Consider the following 19,844-nt stretch of genomic DNA (forward strand, 5'->3'; position numbering starts at 1 on the left):
CTATGACCAGACCCGACCTCAACCTGCTCGTGACCCTCGATGTGCTGCTTTCGGAAGGCAGCGTCGCCCGCGCCGCCAGGCGGCTTCAGCTCAGCCCCTCCGCCATGAGCCGGGCGCTGGCGCGGCTGCGCGAGGCGACCGGCGATCCGCTCCTGGTGCGCGCCGGCCGCGGCCTCGTGCCCACGCCGCGGGCGCTGGAGCTTCGCGGCCGCGTCGGCCCGCTGGTCGAGGCGGCCGAGGCCTGCCTCCGCCCCGCCGAGAGCCTCAACCTGAAGACGCTCACCCGCACCTTTACGCTCAGGAATCGCGAGGGCTTCGTCGAGAATTTCGGCCCTGATCTGATAGCCCGGGTCAGTGCGGAAGCGCCCGGCGTACGCCTTCGCTTCGTGCAGAAGCTCGATCGGGAAAGCAGCCCCCTGCGCGAAGGCGGCGTCGACCTCGAAACCGGCGTGGTCGGCGATGCGACCGGCCCTGAGCTTCGCGCCCAGGCCCTCTTCCACGACCGCTTCGTCGGCGTCGTCCGCTCAGGCCATCCGCTGGCCAATGGCGAGATCACGCCCGCCCGCTACGCTGGAGCCCGCCACATCCACGTCTCCCGCCGCGGCAACGACATGGGCCCGATCGACACGGCCCTTCACGCCCTCGGCCTTAAGCGCGATATCGCCACATCCGTCGGCAGCTTCTCCGAGGCGCTGGCGCTTGCCCGGGCCACCGACCTCATCGCCAGCGTCCCCGAACGCTACACCGGCACCTTACGCGCAAACCTCTTCACCTTCCCGCTGCCGATCGCCCTGCCCGAGATCACCATCTCGCTGCTCTGGCACCCCCGCCTGGATGCGGACCAGGCGCACCGGTGGTTAAGGGGGTGTGTCAGGGAGGTGTGTGGGGGCGCGCGTTCGGCATCTTAAATTAGGCCCCCTTGACGTCAGGCGCGCTCCGAAACGGCATTCCTGGCGACGGCCGGCGCTGCCTCGTACCAGCCCTTGGATCTGTTCACGATCCAGACGACCGACAGCATCACCGGCACCTCGATCAGTACCCCGACGACGGTGGCGAGCGCTGCGCCCGACTGGAAGCCGAAAAGGCTGATGGCGGCGGCAACGGCCAGCTCAAAGAAGTTCGAAGCGCCGATGAGAGCCGAGGGACCGGCCACGCAATGTTTCTCGCCCGACAGGCGATTGAGCAGATAGGCGAGCCCCGCGTTGAAATAGACCTGCACGAGGATCGGCACCGCCAGAAGCGCAATGATCGTCGGCTGCGCGATGATCTGTTCGCCCTGAAAGCCGAAGAGCAGCACCAGCGTCGCAAGCAGGGCGACCAATGAGGCCGGCTGAACCTTCGCCAGGAAGCGATCGAGCGCCGCGGACGAAGCGTTCGCCGTGAGGCGTTTGCGAAGCACCTGCGCGATGATGACGGGAACGACAATGTAGAGGGTGACCGATAGCACCAAAGTCGCCCACGGCACGGTGATCGCGGAGAGCCCGAGCAGAAGCCCGACGATGGGCGCGAAGGCGACGATCATGATCGCGTCGTTGAGCGCCACCTGGGAGAGCGTGAACAGCGGTTCGCCCTTCGTCAGGTTCGACCAGACGAAAACCATCGCCGTGCAGGGCGCTGCGGCGAGGATGATCAGGCCGGCAATGTAGGAATCGATCTGATCGGCCGGCAGCAGCGGCCGGAAGAGCCAGCCGATGAACAGCCAGCCGAGCAGCGCCATCGAAAACGGCTTGACCGCCCAGTTGATGAGAAGCGTCACGCCGATGCCGCGCCAATGGCTTCCGACATTGGAAAGCGAACGGAAGTCGATCTTCACCAGCATCGGAATGATCATCAGCCAGATGAGGATGGCGACCGGAATGTTGACCTTGGCGATCTCGGCAGCGCCAATCGCCTGAAACACATCAGGCATCAGGTGGCCGAGCGCTATGCCCGCCACGATGCAGATCGTGACCCAGAGGGTCAGGTATCGCTCGAATGCCGACATCACCAACCCCTCCGCTCGGTCGCGCCTTCCATGCCGCCGATCTCGCGCAGATGGCGCTCCAGCGCCATGCGGTCGATCGATGCCAGCGGCAGGTTGATGAAGGCTGTGATGCGGTTCTTCAGGAACTTCGCGGCCTCAGCAAAGGCCCGCTGGATCTCGCCCTCGCTTCCTTCGACGGCGGCCGGATCCTCGATGCCCCAATGGGCCGTCATCGGATGACCGATCCACACCGGGCAGGCTTCTCCGGCAGCGCTGTCGCAGACCGTGAAGATGAAATCCATCTGCGGGGCGCCGGCGCCGGAGAACACGTCCCAGCTCTTCGAGGACAAACCGTCCGTCGGATAACCGAGCGCTTCGAGCTCCCGGATCGCGTGCGGATTCACCTGCCCCTTCGGCTGGCTGCCGGCAGAATAGGCGCGAAAGCGACCCTTCCCCTCCTTGTTGAGGATGGCTTCGCCGAGAATGGAGCGGGCGGAATTGCCCGTACACAGGAAGAGCACGTTGTAGATGCGGTCAGACATGGCGGTGTGTTCCGTTAATGCGAGGGGTCCAGGAGAACGAGGGCCAGAGGGGTGCGGACGGCGGGCGGAAGAGCGACCGGACGGCAGCCTTGCTTCGCCGATCGGTCATGCCTTCGCTCCCGCCGGTGCACAGCACGACGCCGCAGCCACGGCGGGGGCGCAAATCTCGGGGTGGCCGCCGCAGCAATCCTCCATCAGGAAACGGACCAACCCGCCAAGCGCGTCATAGCCGGCCCGGTAGATGATCGAGCGGGATTCGCGTTGCTGCGTGATCAGCCCCGCTCTCTCCAGTTCCTTGAGATGAAAGGAGATATTCGAGGGCGATACCTCCACCCTTTCCGCCAGCGCCCCCGCCGCCATGCCGTCCGCGCCGGCGACGACGAGCAGGCGGACGATCTGAAGGCGGGTCTCCTGGGAAAGTGCGGCGAAGGCAGCGAGGGCTTGACGCTCATCCATATTTCAATAATCCTTGAACAGTTGAAATGAGGATTAACCCAAATGAATGTTCCCGACAAGCCCAAAATCGGCGACCACGACCTCAGCCTCGCCGACTTCATCAGTGCGCTCCAGACCGCCCGGGATCTGCCGCTGGTGTTTCACTACGACGGCCATGCGGTGAGATCCGGCTACCACGTCACGGAGGTCAAGGCCGGCCAGTTCTCGGCCCTCGATTGCGGCGCCAATCCGGAGGCCTGGTCCGAGATCTTCGTGCAGCTCTGGGATGTCGAGGAAGCCGGCCGAACGCATCTTTCCGCCGGAAAATTCGCGGCGATCATCCGCAAGGTTTCCGAACACGTTCGCCTTGACGCCACAGCTCGCCTGACCTTCGAGGTCAGCGACGGCGTGCGCCCGATGCAGCTCTACTGCGCCGGCGCCCCTGTGTTGAAGGATGGCGGCATTCACGTCGCGCTGGAACCGAGACCGGCAAGTTGCAAGCCGCGCGACCGCTGGCTGGCCGAAGCCAGCCACGCAGGCGCTTGTTGCGGACCCAGGGAGAACGCTGGCGCATGTTGTGGGTGACGACAACGCCGCGCGTCTTTTCAGACGCGCAAAGGTCGCTGTAGAACATTGATTTGCTGCACGTCTTCGTCCTCAAGGCGACGGGCGCGATGTTTCGCGGCTATCTCTTCCCAAGCCATCTCCGGCCACTACTTCCGGACCTCGATCACAAGCGGGTAGCCCTCATCGTCCCACTCCAGAAATCCGCCGGCAAAATAGTAGACGTGCGTGTAGCCCCAGGCTATCGCCTTGGCCGAAGCATAGGCGGCATGGGTGCAGTTCCTGCCCTGACAATAGAAGGCGACCTCGTCCTCCTTTCCCGCCACCTTGGCAAGGCTTTCCTTCGACAGGCCGGAGAGAAGCGACAGGTTGACGGCCTTCGGGATATGGCCATTGTCATAGGTCAGCGGAGCCCGCACGTCGATGAAGGTCACGCCGCGCGCAAGCAGCGCTTTCACTTCCGTCACATCGACCTTTATCGTTCCGTCGACGCTCAGCTCGCCCTTTGTCAGCGTCATGAACTTCGCATAGTCGTCAAAGGCGAGGTCGGTGCCGGCCCCTTCAGGCAATCCGGCCTTGCGAAGCCCTTCCTGCAGCCGGGCGATGTAGGGCCTGTGGTAGCTGAACGCGCTCCCATACCAGTCATAGGCGCTTTCCTGGACCGTGAGCGGATCTCCCAAAGAAGACATCGCCAGTTTGTTGTACTGGTCGATCAGCCTCTGAATGCCGCCCGTGCGTCCGAGCTGTCCGTAGCTCGAAATCAGCGTCGCGTAATCCCCCAGCAGATCGGACTTTTTTTCGATCACCCGTTCGAAGGCGCCCGCGGCTTCGTCGTATTTTCCCTGGGAAAACAGCGAGACTGCGAGCATGCGCAGCGTTGCCCGCGCCGGGTGGGGATCGAACCGCATCGCTAGGCGCGCCTCCTGCTCCGCCTCCGTCGCGCGCCCCGTCGCGTTGAGGATCCGCGCCATGCCGACATGGTTGTCGGGATCGTTCGGCGCAAGCGTCATCGCCCGGTCGATGGCAGCGAAGGCTTCGTCGTAACGCCCCTGCTGCGCAAGCACCTGCGCCGAGACGGCATAGGCAAGCGGCGTCGGCCTCTCCATCGCCTTGGCGAGATTTCTGGCGAGGTTCCTGGACGCGGCCTCCCTGCGGGAAAAATCCCAGGACAGGATGCTCGCCCGCCAGTTTGCCGCCGCCAGCGACGCGTAGGCGCGGCTATAGTGTGGATCGAGGACGATCGCCTTCTGGAAGAATGCGGAAGCCGCGACCGTCTCAGCTTCGCTGTCGCGGCGAAGATGCTCCCAGCCGCGCAGCAGGGTGTCATAGGCTTGCGGGTTCGTCGTTTCCGGCACCGCCGCCCCGCTCTTCTCGGCACTCGTCAGCTTCACGGAGAGCGTTGACACGATCTGTTCGATCACCTTGTCCTGCAGCCCGAAAACCCCGCTCATTTCACCGTCGTAGCGCTCGGCCCATAGGTGATGCCCATCGATCGCGTCTATCAACTGGGCATTGACCCGGACATGGTTTCCCTCTCGGCGCACGCTGCCCTCGAGGATGTAGTGGACGCCCAGTTCCTCCGCTACCTGCTGCGCCTTGGTGGGCTTGCCCTTGTAGGCAAAGGTCGAGTTTCGCGCGATCACGAAAATGCCCGACAGCTTTGAGAGCTCGGTGATCAGGTCATCGGTCATCCCGTCGGCGAAATAGTTCTGCCCCGCATCGGAGCTCAGATTTTCGAATGGCAGGACGGCGATCGAGGGCGTCTGCGGCAACGGCAAAGCCATGCGCGTAACGGCTGCGGCGTCGGCGCTCTCGCGTCTCTGCGCCAGCCACATTGCAGAAATGCCTATGAGCGCCAGGAGGGCCAAGGCAGACGCGAATCTCCAGCCGCGAACGCTCCTGAGATTGACGCGCCGCGGTCGGGCATCTCCCTCGAACCGCACCCGGTAGACGCGGACCGGCCGCTGGATATTCTTCACGTGCTGCTCACCGATGAATTCCAGCGGCAATTCGAACCTGCCCTGCAAGTGATCGAAGGCGGTGCCGGATACGAACAGTCCTCCTGGCTCGCACATCTGCTCAAGGCGAGCCGCGACATTGACGCCGTCGCCGAGCAAATCTTCCCCGTCGACGACGACATCGCCTAAGTTGATGCCCATGCGCAGCAGCAGCCGCTGCTCGGACGGAACATCCGCCTGGCGGGCGGCGAGCGTGTTTTGTGACGCGACGGCACAGGCGACGGCATCAACGACGGAGCCAAATTCGACGATCGCGCCATCGCCCATGAGCTTGACGATGCGTCCGTGATAGTCCTCCCTGAGGGGATCGAAGATTTCGGACCGCCAGGCCTTGATGGCTGCGAGTGTCCGGGCCTCGTCGGCTTCCATGAGCCGCGAATAACCAACGATGTCCGCGGCAAGAATTGCGACCAGCCGCCGTTCTGCGCGAACTGCTTCCATGACCACCTCTCCCGAAGGTGTAGAAGGCTTCGCCATCGCGTCGTCAGGGGCAGGAACTCAGCCTCCCGGCCTGCGAACGACACTTGTTTCTACGCTTGGCCCACAGGACGCGGACCGGTCTCACCCCGCCCCCGCCTTCACCAGCCCCTCGCGCAAGTGCAGCACATCGCTCTCCTGCGCATAGTGCAGCGTGCCCAGAAACGTCTCGATGCTGAAGCTCGGCGCCAGCGTGCGCACCTTCTCCATATGCGCGCCGGCCGCGATCGTGTCGCCGAGCCAGCCGTAGCAGGCGGCGATGAAGGCGTGCTGGGTCTCGTCCATGCTGGAGAGATGCATGAAGGCCTCGATCGCCTCGCCATATTGGCGGGCGGCGAAATGGGCCTTGCCGAGGTGGCTCCAGAAGCGCTCGGGGTGATGCGGGTTGAGCCGCATCGCCTTGCGGATCCATTCCACCCCCTCCTCCGGCCGGCCGAGCCAGGTCAAGAGTTCGCCCTGCTGCACCACCACCAGGTCGTAGTTGGGGTTGAGGAAGAGCGCCCGCTCCTGGTGGTAGCGCGCCGTCGTCAGCGCATTGTTGTTGACGTTGACGGCCGCGAGGATGCGGTGCACGTCGGCGTCGTTGTCGTCGAGTGCCAGCGCCCGTTCGAGCTCGGCGTTGATCTCCGCCCACGTCGCTTCCTTGTCGGCGCACCAGCCATAGACCCAGGCCTGGCCGAGGATGCAGGCGCGCCAGGCGTGGGCGTGGGCGTAGCCGGGATCGAGCGAGACGGCCCGGTCGATCAGCGATTGCGCCTGCTTGTTGTCGGCGACGCTGCTGCGGTGGTGCAGCACCTTGGCGGCAAGCGCGCATTCGTAGGCCGCCATGTTCGCGGGCTTCGTGCGGGCGAGCTGGTCGCGCTGGGCGGCCTCGAGGCGCCCGGGCACGGTGGCGGCGATCGCCGCCGTCACCTCGTCCTGAATGGCGAAGATATCGTCGAGCTGCCGGTCGTATTTGTCGGCCCAGATATGAGCATCGCTCTGCGCGTCGATGAGCTGCACGGTTACGCGCACCCGCTCGCCGATCTTGCGCACGCTGCCTTCAACCAGGTATTGCGCCCCGAGGCTCGCCGCCACCTCGCGCACGTTCACCGACTGGTTCTTGTAGACGAAGGAGGAATTGCGGGAGATGACGAAGAGCTCGTGCCTTCGCGAAAGCTCGGTGATGATGTCCTCGGTCAGGCCGTCGGCGAAGAACTCCTGGTCCGGATCGCCGCTCATATTGTCGAAGGGCAGCACGACGATCGTCGGCTTGCAGACACCCTTTTTCGCCTCCGCACCGTCGGTCGCGGCCGGCAGCGCCGCGCCTTCGAGCCCGACGCGATAGAGGTGCACCGGGCGGCTGATGTTCTTCAGCATCTTTTCGCCGAGATCGTCGATCGGCAGTTCCAGCCGGTCGGCGACCTGGGTTGCCACCGCCGCGGTGACGCAGATGCCGCCGACCTCGGCCAGTTGCTCGGCGCGCGCGGCGATATTGACGCCGTCGCCGAAGATGTCGTCATCCTCGAAGATGATGTCGCCGAGATTGATGCCGATGCGGAATTCGATCCGCCGGTCCTCCGGCACGTCGCTGTTGCGCCGCTTCATGCGGCTCTGGATCTCGACCGCGCATTTGACCGCATCGGTCACGCTCTGGAACTCGACCAGCAGCCCGTCACCGGTGGTCTTGATCAGCCGCCCCTTGTTCTTGGCGATCGCGGGATCGATGAGCTCGATGCGGTGGGTTCTCAGCCGCGCAAGCGTGCCCGCTTCGTCGGCTTCCATCAGCCGACTATAGCCGGCCATATCGGCCGCCAGCACTGCGGCGAGTCTCTGCTCCATGGGCTTGCCATACAATGAAAAAACGGCCGGTTCCGGACCAGGAGGTTCCCGATGCAATACTATCGCACGCCGACGAGATCGCCTACCTAAATTAGAGAGAACTGCTTTTCGATCACCTCAATCCATTAGCCCAATTGCACTAACATGACGTCGCTTGACATTACTTGCCTAAGGCAACTAAATATATGCCAAAGGCAATTTCATGAAGGCATCGCCATGTCTCGGCAGATCCACGACCGCGCCCTGACGGTGCGGCGCTTCAACCGCTTCTACACCCGCCTGATGGGCCTGCTGCACGAGCACCTGCTCGCCAGCGCCTTCTCGCTGACGGAGGTTCGCATTCTCTATGAGCTGGCGCACCGGCCGGCGCTGACGGCATCCGATCTCTGCCGGGAGCTCGGCCTCGACGCCGGGTATCTCAGCCGCGTCATCGCCGGCTTCGAGAAGAAGGGGCTGGTCGAAAAGACCCGCTCGCCGGCCGATGGCCGGGTCGCGCAGCTCGAACTGACGGAAGCCGGGCGCGCGACGTTCCAGCCTCTGGAGGATGCCTCCCAGCGCGAAGTCGTCGCCATGCTGGAAAAGCTCTCGGTGCCGGAACAGCGGCAACTGGTTTCAGCGATGGGCGAGATCGAGAGCCTGCTTCAGGAGGAGCGGGTGCCAACCTACATCCTGCGCGATCCGCAGCCGGGCGACATGGGCTGGGTCATCCATCGCCAGGGCGCGCTCTATGCCGAGGAATATGGCTGGAGCACCGAATTCGAGGCCCTGGTCGCCGAGATCGTCGTCAAATACATGCGTGACTACGACCCGGCATCCGACCGATGCTGGATCGCCGAAAAGGACGGCAAGATCGTCGGCTCGGTGTTTCTGGTAAGGCACGACGAGACGACGGCAAAGCTCAGGCTTCTCTATGTGGAGCCGAGCGCGCGGGGCCTCGGCATCGGCCGCCGGCTGGTCGAGGAATGCATGCGCCACGCGCGTCTTCTGGGCTACAGGCGCATGGTGCTGTGGACCAATGCGGGCCTCGACGCCGCCCGCCATATCTATGAGAAGGCCGGCTTCGCGCTGATCGAGGAAGAACAGCACCACAGCTTCGGCAAGGACCTCACCGGCCAGATCTTCGCGCGGGACCTGTGAGGCGCGAATATCGCCTGCCGCCATCGGCGGCGCTGCGGGCGCACCTGCGCCGGACATCGTGCGCGAAAGAGGCGCGCTCACATAGCCCCTGCCTGGAACAAGATTCTTTGCTTGCTCGTTATTGCTTGGAAAATATCTGCGAAGAAGATCAGCGCCCGGGTACGATAATGAACCTGGAAGATATCTACCGCCTGCTGCGAAACGATCATCTTGAAGCGCAGGGCATCATCGACACCGTCCCCGATCCCTTGCTCTTGCTGGATCGGAACCTGTGCGTGCGGACCGCCAGCCGCGCCTTCTTCAAGACGTTCAAGGTCGACCGCGACGAGACGATCGGTGAGCACATCTACGACCTCGGCAACGGGCAATGGGACATTCCCGAGCTGCGCCGCCTGCTCGAACAGGTGATCCCGAAGAGCAAGGCGGTGGTCGACTATGAGGTCGAGCACGACTTTCCGAGCATCGGGAACAGGATAATGCTGGTGAGCGCCCATCGGCTGTTTCATCCCGATGACAACAGCCGGTCCCTGCTGGTCTCGATCGTGGACGCGACCGAACGGCGCAGGCGCGAGACCGAAACGGACCTGCTACTCGATGAGCTCCGCCATCGCATGAAGAACCTGCTCGGCCTGGTCCAGGCGCTCGCTCGCCAGACGACGGCGGCGGGCCGGTCCGGAGAGGAATATCGGGATGCGTTTCTCGGCCGGTTTGGCGCGCTGGTGCAGGCTCACGATGCGGCCTACTCGGGAGACCGTGCCGACCTCGAGGAATTGCTGGAGCGAACGCTCAAGCCCTATTCCGAAGGCGGAACGGCGGTGGTGATCGAGCCGAGTCAACCGGTGCCGCTGGAAACGAACCGGACGATGTCGCTGAGCCTGATCCTGCACGAACTCGCGACCAACGCCGTGAAGTATGGTGCGCTGTCCGCTGAAACGGGGACAATTCACGTCCGGTGGGAGATAGAGGAGGCAAGCGCCAAGCATCTTAGGCTGACCTGGCGAGAGAGCGGTGGCCCTTCGGTCACACCGCCGACCACGACCGGCTTCGGCACGCGGCTTATCGAGTTCGCCGTCCGGTACGAATTGGGCGGGCGGGTGGAACTGAACTATGCGCCAACGGGTTTGGTGGTAGAGATCGTCACACCCTTGTGACCGGTCTGCCAACAATGAGACCGGCTTCATGCGCAAGACCGTGCTTCTTGTCGAGGACGAGTTCCTGATCGCGATGGACCTCAAGCTGCTGCTCGAACAGCGTGGCTGGCGCGTGACAGGACCGGCCGCGACGGTGGAAGAGGCGCTGGGCCTGCTGAAGGACAAATTGCTGGCCGTGGCCGTTCTCGATGTTACGCTGCGGGACGGAGCGGTGACACGGGTCGCGGAGGCGCTTCGTGCGCAGCACGTGCCCTTCGTGGTCGCCAGCGCCCACAACAATCCCGAAAGGCAGGGCGGCGAGGTCCTGGCAGGGGCGTGCAATGTCGGCAAGCCGACCGACGTGCAGGATTTGCTGGCCGCTCTGGAAGACGCAACCCAATCCTGACGCAGCATCCCGGAGCACGGGGAAGTGCGAAGCGGCCGGATCTGGCCGCTTCAGTCGATCGGATCGAGAATATCAGGCGTATCGTTCTTCGGCGAACCAACTTTGCTGCCGATCTTCCACATCGTCATCAGCTCAGGCGGAAACGGCTTCATCAGATCGGGCACTTCGGGCTCCTGCGAAAGCCAGCGCTCGTAGTCGTCCCGGTGCAGGATCACCGGCATGCGGTCATGGATGTCCGCCACCATGGCGTTGGCATCCGTGGTGACGATCGCGAAGGTGCGGATATCCTCGTCGGTCGCCGGGTTGCGCCAGCTCTCCCATATGCCGGCAAGGCAGAAGGGCTCGCCCGTCTTCATGGCGATGGCATAGGGCTGCTTGTCCTTGCCGGTGCCGTGGATGTCCTTCCATTCGAAGAAGCCGTCGATCGGCACCAGGCAGCGGCGGCGCTGATAGCTCGAACGGAACTTCGCCGCGATCGTGTCGCTCCTGACGTTGACGAGCGGCCTCCCCGCCTTCGGATCCTTCGTCCAGCTCGGGATCAGCCCCCAGCGCGCCGAAACGAAGACCGGGCCGAAGAGATCGGGATCGCGGATCACATCGCGGATGATGATCGGATAGATCAGCGTCGGCGCACCGTTATAGCGCGGGAACTGGTTCGCGAGCACTTCGACGCCGCCACGCTCCGCAAAGCCGAAGGCGCGGAGCAACCCCTCGAGAGTGGTCTTCAGATAGACGCGTCCGCACATGATCGCTGCTCCCGACGCCGGCGCCTGTCCCTCCGCGCGTCACTTCACCTTCTCGACGTCAGGCAGTTTCCAGCTCTTGTCGAACAGCGGCTTTTCCGGGCCATAGAGCCGGAAGAGCAGTTCGAACTTGCCTTTGGGGTCCACCGGCACCCAGTTGGCCTCCTTGCCCTCAGGCGCCTTGGCACCGAAATAGACATCGACCGAACCATCGGCGTTCTTCTTTACGCCGGACCCGGTCGAGGCGACGCTCGCCTTGTCCATGTTGCGGATCAGCGCATGCGTCTCGCGGTCATAGGCCGTCACCGACCAATATTGCTTGACCGGCGCATCCTTCGGCACCACGAGGCGATAATTGGCGCTGCCATCGAAGGCGTCGCCGTCCTTGTCCCTGTTGGCCATGAGGTAGAATTGCGCCGTGCCGAGCCGCTTGATGCCGGTGAAGCCGAGCGTATAGGTCACGCCACGGGCATCGACCGGATAGGTATTGGGATCGGAATAGGCGCCCGAGGCCGCAGCCACCATTTCCGGCAGCCCGGCAGGAAACCAGCGGATGCCCTCGTTGATCACGGGGAAGCCGGCGTCATAGCGTGCGGAAAGCTCGGCCCTCGCCTCGGCCGCCGCCGCATCGAGCAGTTTCTTCGTCTCGGCGTTCGGCTGGTAGGGCTTGCCCTTCTCGATCCCGAGCGTTTTCAGATGATCGATCATCAGCCGGTCGCGCTCGAGCCAGGGTTCGGTCTGCACGACGCGGTTGAGGTTGTCGAAGAAGCTGGCATCGTAGCGGATGGTGCTGTCGAACAGCACGTCATAAGCGTCGACGAAGGTCGTCGCCGGCGGCTTGCCGTCCGCAGACATCGGGTAGATCTTGATCGTCTTGCCATAGGCGACCGACTTCTCGATATCGGCATCGCTATGGCTCTTGAGATTGGAGCGCAGCAGCGCAAAGCCGGTGAAGGTGTCCGAGCGGAGCGCGATAAAGCCCTCCGGCACCTCGCCCATATAGTCCGGCGGCAGGATCAGGTATTTGCCGCCCTTGCCCTTGTCCGCCCCTTCCGGCCCGGCATCCTCCAGCGGCATCTGCCAGGCGTTGACGATGTTGCCGGCGATCGATCCGCCTTCCGCCGGCGGGATCTCGATGACAACAGGCCCGTCCTTCACGTTCCAGAACGACATGAGATAGATCGAGTCCGGGTTGGGCGTCAGCGTCTGGTTCTTCCAGTTGGCCGGCCGCGACCAGTAGACGATCTCGTTGACCTTGGCCTTGGTCTTCGAAAGCGCCTCCTGCAGCATCAGGTCGGCATTGACCGCCGGCATGCCCCAGATGACCGCTTCCGTTGCCCGGCGCTCGAAGGCGCGGCGCTGAAGACTTTCCGGCGAAAGGTCCTGTGCGGATAAGCTCGCCGTTCCGACAAGAAGCGCAAGCGCTGTAAAGGCAGCCCGAAGCATCACGATCCTCACTTTCGGCAATGGCCCGCTGGCCCGCCAGACGCAATGCGACGTGTCCAGCCAGCCGATGGTCCGCTGCGAAGTACCCCGCGCCCGTTCCGCGCGGAAGTTACGTAACGGTTACCTATATTACAGCGCCGCGCGCCTTATGAGACGCGCAAAGATCGCTTCCCGAGACGTCAGGCCGGTCTATTTCCTCTGATTGCCCGCAAAAGCGGCCGTCAAGCCAAGGCCGATGTAGACGAAACCGCTGACCCAGCGTTCGGCCTTCAGATAGACGGGACTGCGCTTCAGCCAATTGCCGGCCGTGCCGGCAGCAAGCGCATAGGTGCCATCCGTCAGGACGCCAATCGCTGTGTAGAGAATCCCGAGAAAAGCGATCTGCATTGCCACATGGCCACGGTCAGCCTCGACGAACTGCGGCAGGAAAGCCAGAAAGAACAGCGCTGTCTTTGGATTGAGGAGGTTGACTATAAAGCCCTCACGAAAGAGGCGCATGCGGCTGCGCGCTGGTAAACCGCTCTCGACGTCGGGCATGTCCGACGGGCCGAATATCTTCTTGAGGCCAAGCCAGATCAGATAGGCCGCGCCGGCATACTTCACGACGCTGAAGGCGATCGCGGACGACGCCAGGAGAGCCGAAAGCCCCACGGCGGCCGCGGCGACATGAACAAGCGTGGCCGTGTGGATGCCAAGGATCGAAACGAGGCCGGCCGAACGGCCCTGCTCGACCGAGCGCGCGAAGATGTAAAGGACTGCCGGTCCCGGCACGAGAAGCAGCACCAGCGTGGCGGTGACGAACAGGCTGAGATCGGTTGCGCTGGAAATTGCCAAATCCATGATTGTCTTGCCCCGTTTCCTCTTACAGTAGCGATAGCATTGGACTGCGCCCAAGGCGAGACCAACCTGCGGTCTGGAATACCGGGCCTGCTCCGCCTAATTCCACCGCGCAAACCATACGCCCCCTTGACCCGGCACCGCAGATCGTCTTCGGCGCGCATCTGGCCCGCTTCCCACACCGCCCTTGCATCGCGCGACGATTCGTAATAATTGAAGTTACATGAAAAAAGACAGCCGCCTTTCCTCCGTTCTTCACGCGCTCCTGCACATGGCCGAGCGCGGCGAACCACTGACCTCGGACGAGCTTGCGCTCTGCATGCGCACCAATCCGGTCGTCGTCCGCCGCACCATGGGCTTTCTCAGGGATGCCGGCATCGTCTCGTCAGCCCGCGGCCATGCCGGTGGCTGGGCGATCACCGCCGATCTCAAGACCGTGACGCTCCGGCAGTTGCACGAGACGCTCGGCGAACCCGCGATCTTTGCCATCGGCAACCGGCAGGAAATGCCGGAATGCCTAGTCGAACAGGCGGTCAACGCCGCCCTCGACACCGCCTTTGCCGAGGCCGAGGCGTTGCTGCTCGACCGCTTCGCCCATGTGACGCTCGCCGACCTCGCCGAGGATTTTGCCCGGCGGCACCGGCTTCGCTCGCAATGAAAGCAGCCGATCGATCACGTCATGACGTGATCGATCCCGATACATCCGCCCATCCCGGAGCCGCCTAAAACGCGGTTTTCCGGCCGGAATTCCATTGCCCAAAGCTCGGGTCGACACACTGGTTCCAGAGAGCCGGTGGGCCGACCTGCGCCCAACCGAAAGGAAGACCCATGCAACAGGACGTCATCATCATCGGCGGCAGCTATGCCGGCATGGCCGCCGCCCTCCAGCTCCTGCGCGCCCGCCGGCGCGTGGCTGTCATCGACGAGGGCATTCGCCGCAACCGTTTCGCCAGCCGTTCCCACGGCTTCCTCGGCCAGGACGGCATCGCGCCCGGCGAGATCGCCGCAACCGCGCGGGCGCAACTCTCCGCCTACCCGACGCTCACCTGGGTCGATGGCCGCGCCGAGAAAGCCAGCGGCAAGCAGGACGCCTTCGTCGTCACCACCGGCGATGGCGTTTCCCATGAAGGCCGGCGCCTGCTCTTCGCGACCGGCGTCAAGGACGGCCTGCCTGAGATCGAGGGGCTCGCCGAGCGCTGGGGCAAGAGCGCCTTTCATTGCCCCTATTGCCACGGCTACGAGCTGAATGAGGGCGAGATCGCCGTCATTGCGGCGAGCCCGATGTCGATCCACCAGGCGCAGCTCATTCCCGAATGGGGCAAGGTCACCTTCTTCACCAATGGCGCCATCGCGCTTGACGCCGAGGCGCGCGCCGACCTCGCCAAACGCGGCGTCACCATCGACGAAACCCCGGTCGCAAGGCTCGAAGGCCATGCCGACGTGGTGCTGACCGATGGCCGCCGCCTGCCCTTCTCGGGCCTTTTCGTCGCCACCCGCACCACGCCCGCAAGCGACATCGCCGAACGGCTCGGCTGCGAGATCGAGGAAACGCCGATGGGGCTGCAGATCCGGGCCACGGCCGCGAAGGAAACCACCATTCCCGGCGCCTATGCCTGCGGCGACGTCGGCCGCGTTCCCCACTCTGTCTCGCTTGCCGTCGGCGACGGCGCCTGGGCCGGCGCGCAACTGCACCGCTCGCTGGTTTTCGGATAGAGAGCAGCCAGCAGAGGGGCGGCCCTGCGACGGCCTGAGGGAATGACCGAACGGCGCATCCGCGCTGCGGCGTTCGGCGTCCAGCCTTGTCAAATCAGCGGCCCCCGTGCTTTGCATCGTTCCGTCCGAACGTGAGTTGGAGTGATCGATGCCAATAGCCCTCACCTGCTTCCAGGGTCGCGCCGGCGACCACAACGACCTCGGGATTCCCGGCGCCAAGTCCATCGCGACCCATCTTGCACAAAAGCTCGGCCTCGATGCCGTCGTGATCGGAGAGCCGGAACCGTCGCTGAACGGCCACTGGACGGTTGAGCTCGAGGCCGCGATGCCGGCGCTGAGAAGCATGCGGGATCGAATGGACGCGGTTTACGCCGAGGGAGCCTTTTCGCTGGCGGCAACGAGCCGCTGCGCGGTCTCGCTGGCAACCCTGCCTGCCGTCGCCAGACACCACAGGCAGGCCGTCGTTGTCTGGTTCGACGCGCATGGCGACCTCAACACGCCTGACGTCAGCAGCACCGGCTATCTCGGCGGGCTGGCGCTGTCGGGACCTTGCGGCCTTTGGCAATCCGGCCTTGGCGACGGGCTCGCCATCGGCAACGTCGTCCTGGTCGGCCAGCGCGACCTCGATCCCTTCGAAACCGACCTCATCGCGGCGAAGCGCATTCCGCATATCCGCCCCGGTGCCGACCTTGCGCAAAGGCTGGCCGAGGCCGTCGCCGGAAGGCCCGTCTATATCCACCTCGACTGCGACGTGCTGAACCCCGGCATCGTCCCGACCGACTATCAGCATGAGGACGGGCTGTCGCTTGAGGACTTGCGCGCCGCCTGCGCGGTCCTTGCCAGGAGCCAGGTGGTCGGGCTGGAAATCGCCGAGTTCCAGAACGCCTGGTCGGAAGGCGGCGAACGGGTGACGCCCGAACCGCTGATCGCGGCACTGGAACCGCTTCTGGAAAAGCTTAGCCGCTGACGCCGGCCAACGCTTCACATTGCCAACAGCCGCCTTGGGCGTAGCATGGTCCCCCTGTTTGCGCTCGGATCTCGGCGGCGATGAAACTGCGATCGGCTCTTATCGGCTGTATCTGCCTTCTCGGCGGCAGTGCCTCCGCCGAGCCGCCGCTTCGCGTCGATCTCGAACTGGTGCTGGCCGTCGACGTCTCCTATTCGATGGAACTCGACGAGCAGCAGGTGCAACGGCAGGGCTATGTCGCCGCCTTCCTCGAGCCCGATTTGATCCAGGCCATCGAGAACGGCCCTCTTGGCCGCATCGCCGTCACCTATGTCGAATGGGGCGGCGCAGCGGTGCAGGTCACGCCCTGGACGCTGATCGACGGGCGGGCGACGGCGGCGCAATTTGCCGAAGCACTTCGCCAGCAACCGATCCGGCGGATCGCCTTCACCTCGATCTCCAACACGCTGGCCTTCACGCGGCGGCTGTTCGATGTCAGCTCCTTCCAGGGCAGCCGCCGTGTCATCGATATTTCCGGCGACGGGCCGAACAATTCAGGTGTCCCGGCGCCGGTCGCCCGCAACTCCACCGTCGCCCGCGGCATCGTCATCGATGGCCTGCCGATCATGCTGAAGTCGCAGCCGGATACCGCCTCGATCCCCGATCTCGATGCCTATTACCGCGAATGCGTGATCGGCGGCGACGGCGCCTTCCTGGTGAAAGTGTCGGACACGGGCGAGTTCGCCAGAGCCATCCTGCGCAAGCTGATCATCGAGATCTCCGGCCAGGAGGTAAGCCGCCTGTCGCCAGCCATGGTGCGCCAGGCCGAATACGGCAAGGACTACAATTGCTTCATCGGCGAGGAAATGCAGGAGCGGATGATCGGGCGATAAACATGAGGCTGTTGTCCTACAAGGAGTTGCAGGCATGCCGCTCCGGCCGGAGACCGGGATCTCCATCCACAGCCAACAGGAAACGGCGTGTTGACTCTGAAATCCCAGCAGCATGAAACGGTTCCCCGTCCGGAATTCCGCGACGTCAGACTGACAAACAGACACGAAAGCAGACCATGCCGCATTACCTGACCGAACTCTACAGCGCCAAACCGGCGTGGCTCGCCCTTTCCCGACAGGGGCGCCAGCAGTTCTTCACCGCGATCGGTTCCGCCATGCCGGCGCTCTCGGCGCTCGGCGTGGAGCTGATCACCTTCGGCAAGGTCGACCAGTCCAAGCTGCATGCGGCCTCGCAGACCTTCTTCGCGGTGTGGCGCTGCCCGGATGCCACCGCACTGGAGGCCCTCGTTTCGGGGATCGCGCAATCGGGCTGGCACGAGTATTTCGACACCATCAACGCCGGCGGCAAAGGCACCGATTTCGCCGGTCACCTCACGCAGCTCGGCGAAGCCGCATAGGGCTCGACCGTTTCCCCACGCTGTAACAGCCGGTCTCCTCAAGCCTCGATCGCTAGAGGGGACTGTAGAAGACGATCTCCGGATCGTTCTCGTCGAGATTGTCGATATAGCCGCTAGGCCGGAAACCGGCCCTGATGAAGAGCTCCTGCATGGGACGGTTCGACATGTTCGTCGAACTGAAGAGTTTCGAGCCGGCGCATATCGATTGGAAATAGGCAATCAACGCAGCGCCAAGACCGCGGCGGCGATAGGCAGCACCGACCATCACGATCTCGATGAAGCCGTGGCCAAAGAACTGGTACGTCAGCACGCCATAGGCCGCGAGCGCGCCATCGATTTCGACCAGGTGGCAGCAGCCCGTCTCGATCCAGTTGGCGATGTCGTCGCTGCGCTTCGGATCGTCGGCAGCAACGCTGTCGATCGCGCAGAGCGCCGGATGGTCGTCCTTGACCGCAGGTCGAATTTGCATGGCCCAGCTACCCCAGTTTCGCGAGAAGCTAGTACGACGCGCTGCGCCAGGCAATCACCTCGGGGGGAAGCGGGCCCGCCGCCAGCCCATGCCGGCGGCGGGGTTTGTTCGATCAGCGTGGGGTCAGTTGCTCCAGCTCGTTCAGCTTCTTCATCGCCGCCTGCTGTTGCAGCAGGCCGTAGTTGATGCCGCTGGCATTCAGCGAGTTTCCAGCCTGGTAGGGGTACTGATCGAAGTCTGCGAAGAACGCCTTGATCTTACCCTGGATCGGCACCAGCAGCCAGATGTTGCGGGCGAGGAAGTCCGTGGCGCCACCGCCCTCTTCCATGCCGCGCTCATAGGGATCCATGCGCAGATTGGAGATCAGCGCCCAGCTCGGCACTTCACGGGTCGCCGTCGCGATGTTGCCGTGGCTGGCAATCGCAAAGCTCAGCTTCCAGTCGTTCCAGCGGATGGCGTTGAGGTTGCCGCCCTGGTCGAAATAATAGACCGTGTCGCGCGGCGGCTCCTTCGCCTCGCCCTTCAGCAACGGCGTCAGGTCGTAGCCGTCGAGATGCACCTTGAAGGTCTTCGAGATACCCTTGAATCCGGTCTTCATCTCCTCCTTGACGTCGGCGATGCCGGCGGCGGCCGCAAAGGTCGGCATCCAGTCCATCAGCGTTACCGGTTCGTTGATCTGTGTTCCCGGCTTCACCACGCCCGGCCAGCGCACCATCATCGGAATGCGGAAGCCGCCTTCCCAGGTGGTGCCCTTTTCGCCGTGGAACATCGTCATGGCGCCATCCGGCCACAGCGCCAGCTCGGCGCCGTTGTCGGTCGTGTAGAGCACGATGGTGTTTTCGGTGATGCCGAGATCGTCGAGCTGCTTCAGCAGTTGGCCGACATGGCCGTCATGCTCCACCATACCGTCGGCATGGATGCCCTTGCCGGTCTTGCCGAGCGACTCTTTCTTCAGATGGGTGAAGATGTGCATGCGCGTCGAGTTGAACCAGCAGAAGAACGGCTTTTCGGCCTTCACCTGCCGGTCGATGAAGTCCTTGGCCGCCGCCAGGAATTCCTCGTCGACGGTCTCCATGCGCTTGGTGTTGAGTGCGCCGGTGTCCTCGATCTTGCCGTCAGCGCTCGACTTGATGACGCCGCGCGGCCCATATTTCTTCTTGAACTCCGGATCCTTCGGATAGAAGTAACCTTCCGGCTCTTCCTCGGCATTGAGGTGGTAGAGGTTGCCGAAGAACTCGTCGAAACCGTGGGCGGTCGGCAGGTGCTCGTCATGGTCGCCGAGGTGGTTCTTGCCGAACTGGCCGGTGGAATAGCCCTTGGTCTTCAGGACATCGGCGATCGTCGGCATCCAGTCCTGGATGCCGTGCGGATCGCCCGGCATGCCGATCGTCAACAGCCCGGTGCGGAACGGCTCCTGGCCGAGGATGAAGGAGGCGCGGCCCGCGGTGCAGCTCTGCTGGCCGTAGCTGTCGGTGAAGATGGCGCCTTCCGCGGCGATCCGGTCGATATTGGGGGTGCGGTAGCCCATCAGCCCCATCGTATAGGCGCTGATCTGCGGAATGCCGATATCGTCGCCGAAGATCACCAGAATGTTCGGCGGCTTGCCGCTCGAAGAGGAGGATTGCTGTGCTTTTGCCGGGCTTACCGAAGCACCGGATGCAACCAGCGAGGCTGCCGCGAAGATGGTTCCGCTCAGGAGCAGGTCACGGCGACTGACATCCGTTACCCCGCAACCATTCTCGGCCGTCGCGGAATTGGCCTTACCGTCATGCGCGCTCATCGCTTT

The 19,844-nt window shown here is 63.8% G+C and carries 20 protein-coding genes; 10 read left to right on the forward strand and 10 right to left on the reverse strand.

From position 1 onward, the window contains the following. Positions 1 to 2 precede the first annotated feature (2 nt). Positions 3 to 908 (forward strand): LysR family transcriptional regulator, encoded by a 906-nt coding sequence (locus QM996_RS09825; RefSeq protein WP_500267311.1) that lies wholly within the window; start codon positions 3 to 5, stop codon positions 906 to 908. A 17-nt stretch (positions 909 to 925) separates the two neighbouring features. Here the strand turns inward: QM996_RS09825 and arsB are convergent, their stop codons facing one another. The 3 genes from arsB to QM996_RS09840 all read right to left on the reverse strand — a co-directional run bounded on the left by arsB (position 926) and on the right by QM996_RS09840 (position 2,961). Next, the gene (gene arsB / locus QM996_RS09830; protein WP_500267312.1) at positions 926 to 1,984 is read right to left on the reverse strand and encodes an arsenic resistance protein; all 1,059 of its coding nucleotides are present in this window, start codon (positions 1,982 to 1,984) and stop codon (positions 926 to 928) included. Beyond that, the gene (locus QM996_RS09835; protein ID WP_500267313.1) at positions 1,984 to 2,505 is read right to left on the reverse strand and encodes an arsenate reductase ArsC; all 522 of its coding nucleotides are present in this window, start codon (positions 2,503 to 2,505) and stop codon (positions 1,984 to 1,986) included. Before QM996_RS09835 ends, arsB begins: the two co-directional genes overlap by 1 nt. A 105-nt stretch (positions 2,506 to 2,610) precedes the next feature. Beyond that, on the reverse strand, positions 2,611 to 2,961 hold the full coding sequence (locus QM996_RS09840) for an ArsR/SmtB family transcription factor (RefSeq protein ID WP_173517025.1): 351 nt from the start codon (positions 2,959 to 2,961) through the stop codon (positions 2,611 to 2,613). A 42-nt stretch (positions 2,962 to 3,003) separates the two neighbouring features. On the opposite strand from QM996_RS09840, the gene QM996_RS09845 reads away from it, so the two are divergent. Further along, positions 3,004 to 3,525 (forward strand): DUF6428 family protein, encoded by a 522-nt coding sequence (locus QM996_RS09845; protein WP_500267314.1) that lies wholly within the window; start codon positions 3,004 to 3,006, stop codon positions 3,523 to 3,525. A 128-nt stretch (positions 3,526 to 3,653) separates the two neighbouring features. On the opposite strand, the gene QM996_RS09850 is transcribed toward QM996_RS09845, so the two are convergent. Both QM996_RS09850 and QM996_RS09855 read right to left on the reverse strand, forming a co-directional pair. Then, positions 3,654 to 5,963, reverse strand: coding sequence for a rhodanese-like domain-containing protein (locus QM996_RS09850; protein WP_500267315.1), 2,310 nt, complete (start codon positions 5,961 to 5,963; stop codon positions 3,654 to 3,656). A 120-nt stretch (positions 5,964 to 6,083) separates the two neighbouring features. Further along, positions 6,084 to 7,820 carry an adenylate/guanylate cyclase domain-containing protein gene (locus QM996_RS09855; RefSeq protein WP_500267316.1) on the reverse strand — a complete coding sequence of 579 codons (1,737 nt, stop codon included), beginning with the start codon at positions 7,818 to 7,820 and terminating at the stop codon, positions 6,084 to 6,086. 216 nt (positions 7,821 to 8,036) lie between these two features. On the opposite strand from QM996_RS09855, the gene QM996_RS09860 reads away from it, so the two are divergent. From QM996_RS09860 to QM996_RS09870, 3 genes are all read left to right on the forward strand, one after another. Further along, a complete protein-coding gene (locus QM996_RS09860; RefSeq protein WP_500267317.1) occupies positions 8,037 to 8,957 on the forward strand; it encodes a bifunctional helix-turn-helix transcriptional regulator/GNAT family N-acetyltransferase in 921 nt (306 codons plus the stop codon). 167 nt (positions 8,958 to 9,124) lie between these two features. Next, positions 9,125 to 10,108: an HWE histidine kinase domain-containing protein gene (locus QM996_RS09865; RefSeq protein ID WP_500267318.1), complete on the forward strand. Its 984-nt coding sequence runs from the start codon at positions 9,125 to 9,127 to the stop codon at positions 10,106 to 10,108. A 28-nt stretch (positions 10,109 to 10,136) separates the two neighbouring features. Then, positions 10,137 to 10,493: a response regulator gene (locus QM996_RS09870; RefSeq protein WP_500267319.1), complete on the forward strand. Its 357-nt coding sequence runs from the start codon at positions 10,137 to 10,139 to the stop codon at positions 10,491 to 10,493. A 50-nt stretch (positions 10,494 to 10,543) separates the two neighbouring features. Here QM996_RS09870 and QM996_RS09875 read toward each other — a convergent pair whose 3' ends face one another. From QM996_RS09875 to QM996_RS09885, 3 genes are all read right to left on the reverse strand, one after another. Further along, on the reverse strand, positions 10,544 to 11,239 hold the full coding sequence (locus tag QM996_RS09875) for an SOS response-associated peptidase (RefSeq protein WP_500267320.1): 696 nt from the start codon (positions 11,237 to 11,239) through the stop codon (positions 10,544 to 10,546). A gap of 39 nt (positions 11,240 to 11,278) precedes the next feature. Further along, a complete protein-coding gene (locus tag QM996_RS09880; RefSeq protein ID WP_500270282.1) occupies positions 11,279 to 12,682 on the reverse strand; it encodes a DUF1254 domain-containing protein in 1,404 nt (467 codons plus the stop codon). Between the two features lie 189 nt (positions 12,683 to 12,871). Beyond that, positions 12,872 to 13,522, reverse strand: a complete 651-nt coding sequence (locus QM996_RS09885) for a LysE family translocator (protein WP_500267321.1) — start codon at positions 13,520 to 13,522, stop codon at positions 12,872 to 12,874. 220 nt (positions 13,523 to 13,742) lie between these two features. Here QM996_RS09885 and QM996_RS09890 point away from each other — a divergent pair, with 220 nt between their 5' ends. From QM996_RS09890 to QM996_RS09910, 5 genes are all read left to right on the forward strand, one after another. Next, on the forward strand, positions 13,743 to 14,177 hold the full coding sequence (locus QM996_RS09890) for an Rrf2 family transcriptional regulator (protein ID WP_058322403.1): 435 nt from the start codon (positions 13,743 to 13,745) through the stop codon (positions 14,175 to 14,177). Between the two features lie 170 nt (positions 14,178 to 14,347). Next, positions 14,348 to 15,232: an NAD(P)/FAD-dependent oxidoreductase gene (locus QM996_RS09895; protein WP_500267322.1), complete on the forward strand. Its 885-nt coding sequence runs from the start codon at positions 14,348 to 14,350 to the stop codon at positions 15,230 to 15,232. Positions 15,233 to 15,380: 148 nt separating this feature from the next. Then, a complete protein-coding gene (locus QM996_RS09900) occupies positions 15,381 to 16,199 on the forward strand; it encodes an arginase family protein (protein ID WP_500267323.1) in 819 nt (272 codons plus the stop codon). Positions 16,200 to 16,279: 80 nt separating this feature from the next. Beyond that, the gene (locus tag QM996_RS09905; RefSeq protein WP_500267324.1) at positions 16,280 to 17,071 is read left to right on the forward strand and encodes a DUF1194 domain-containing protein; all 792 of its coding nucleotides are present in this window, start codon (positions 16,280 to 16,282) and stop codon (positions 17,069 to 17,071) included. Between the two features lie 176 nt (positions 17,072 to 17,247). Next, the gene (locus QM996_RS09910; protein WP_065376314.1) at positions 17,248 to 17,589 is read left to right on the forward strand and encodes a DUF6616 family protein; all 342 of its coding nucleotides are present in this window, start codon (positions 17,248 to 17,250) and stop codon (positions 17,587 to 17,589) included. A gap of 52 nt (positions 17,590 to 17,641) precedes the next feature. Here the strand turns inward: QM996_RS09910 and QM996_RS09915 are convergent, their stop codons facing one another. Next, the gene (locus QM996_RS09915) at positions 17,642 to 18,058 is read right to left on the reverse strand and encodes a GNAT family N-acetyltransferase (protein WP_500267325.1); all 417 of its coding nucleotides are present in this window, start codon (positions 18,056 to 18,058) and stop codon (positions 17,642 to 17,644) included. Between the two features lie 112 nt (positions 18,059 to 18,170). After that, positions 18,171 to 19,838: an arylsulfatase gene (locus QM996_RS09920; RefSeq protein WP_500267326.1), complete on the reverse strand. Its 1,668-nt coding sequence runs from the start codon at positions 19,836 to 19,838 to the stop codon at positions 18,171 to 18,173. Between the last annotated feature and the right edge of the window lie 6 nt (positions 19,839 to 19,844).

The sequence above is a fragment of the Sinorhizobium chiapasense genome, from assembly GCF_045277575.1.
Classification (GTDB): domain Bacteria; phylum Pseudomonadota; class Alphaproteobacteria; order Rhizobiales; family Rhizobiaceae; genus Ensifer; species Ensifer chiapasense_A.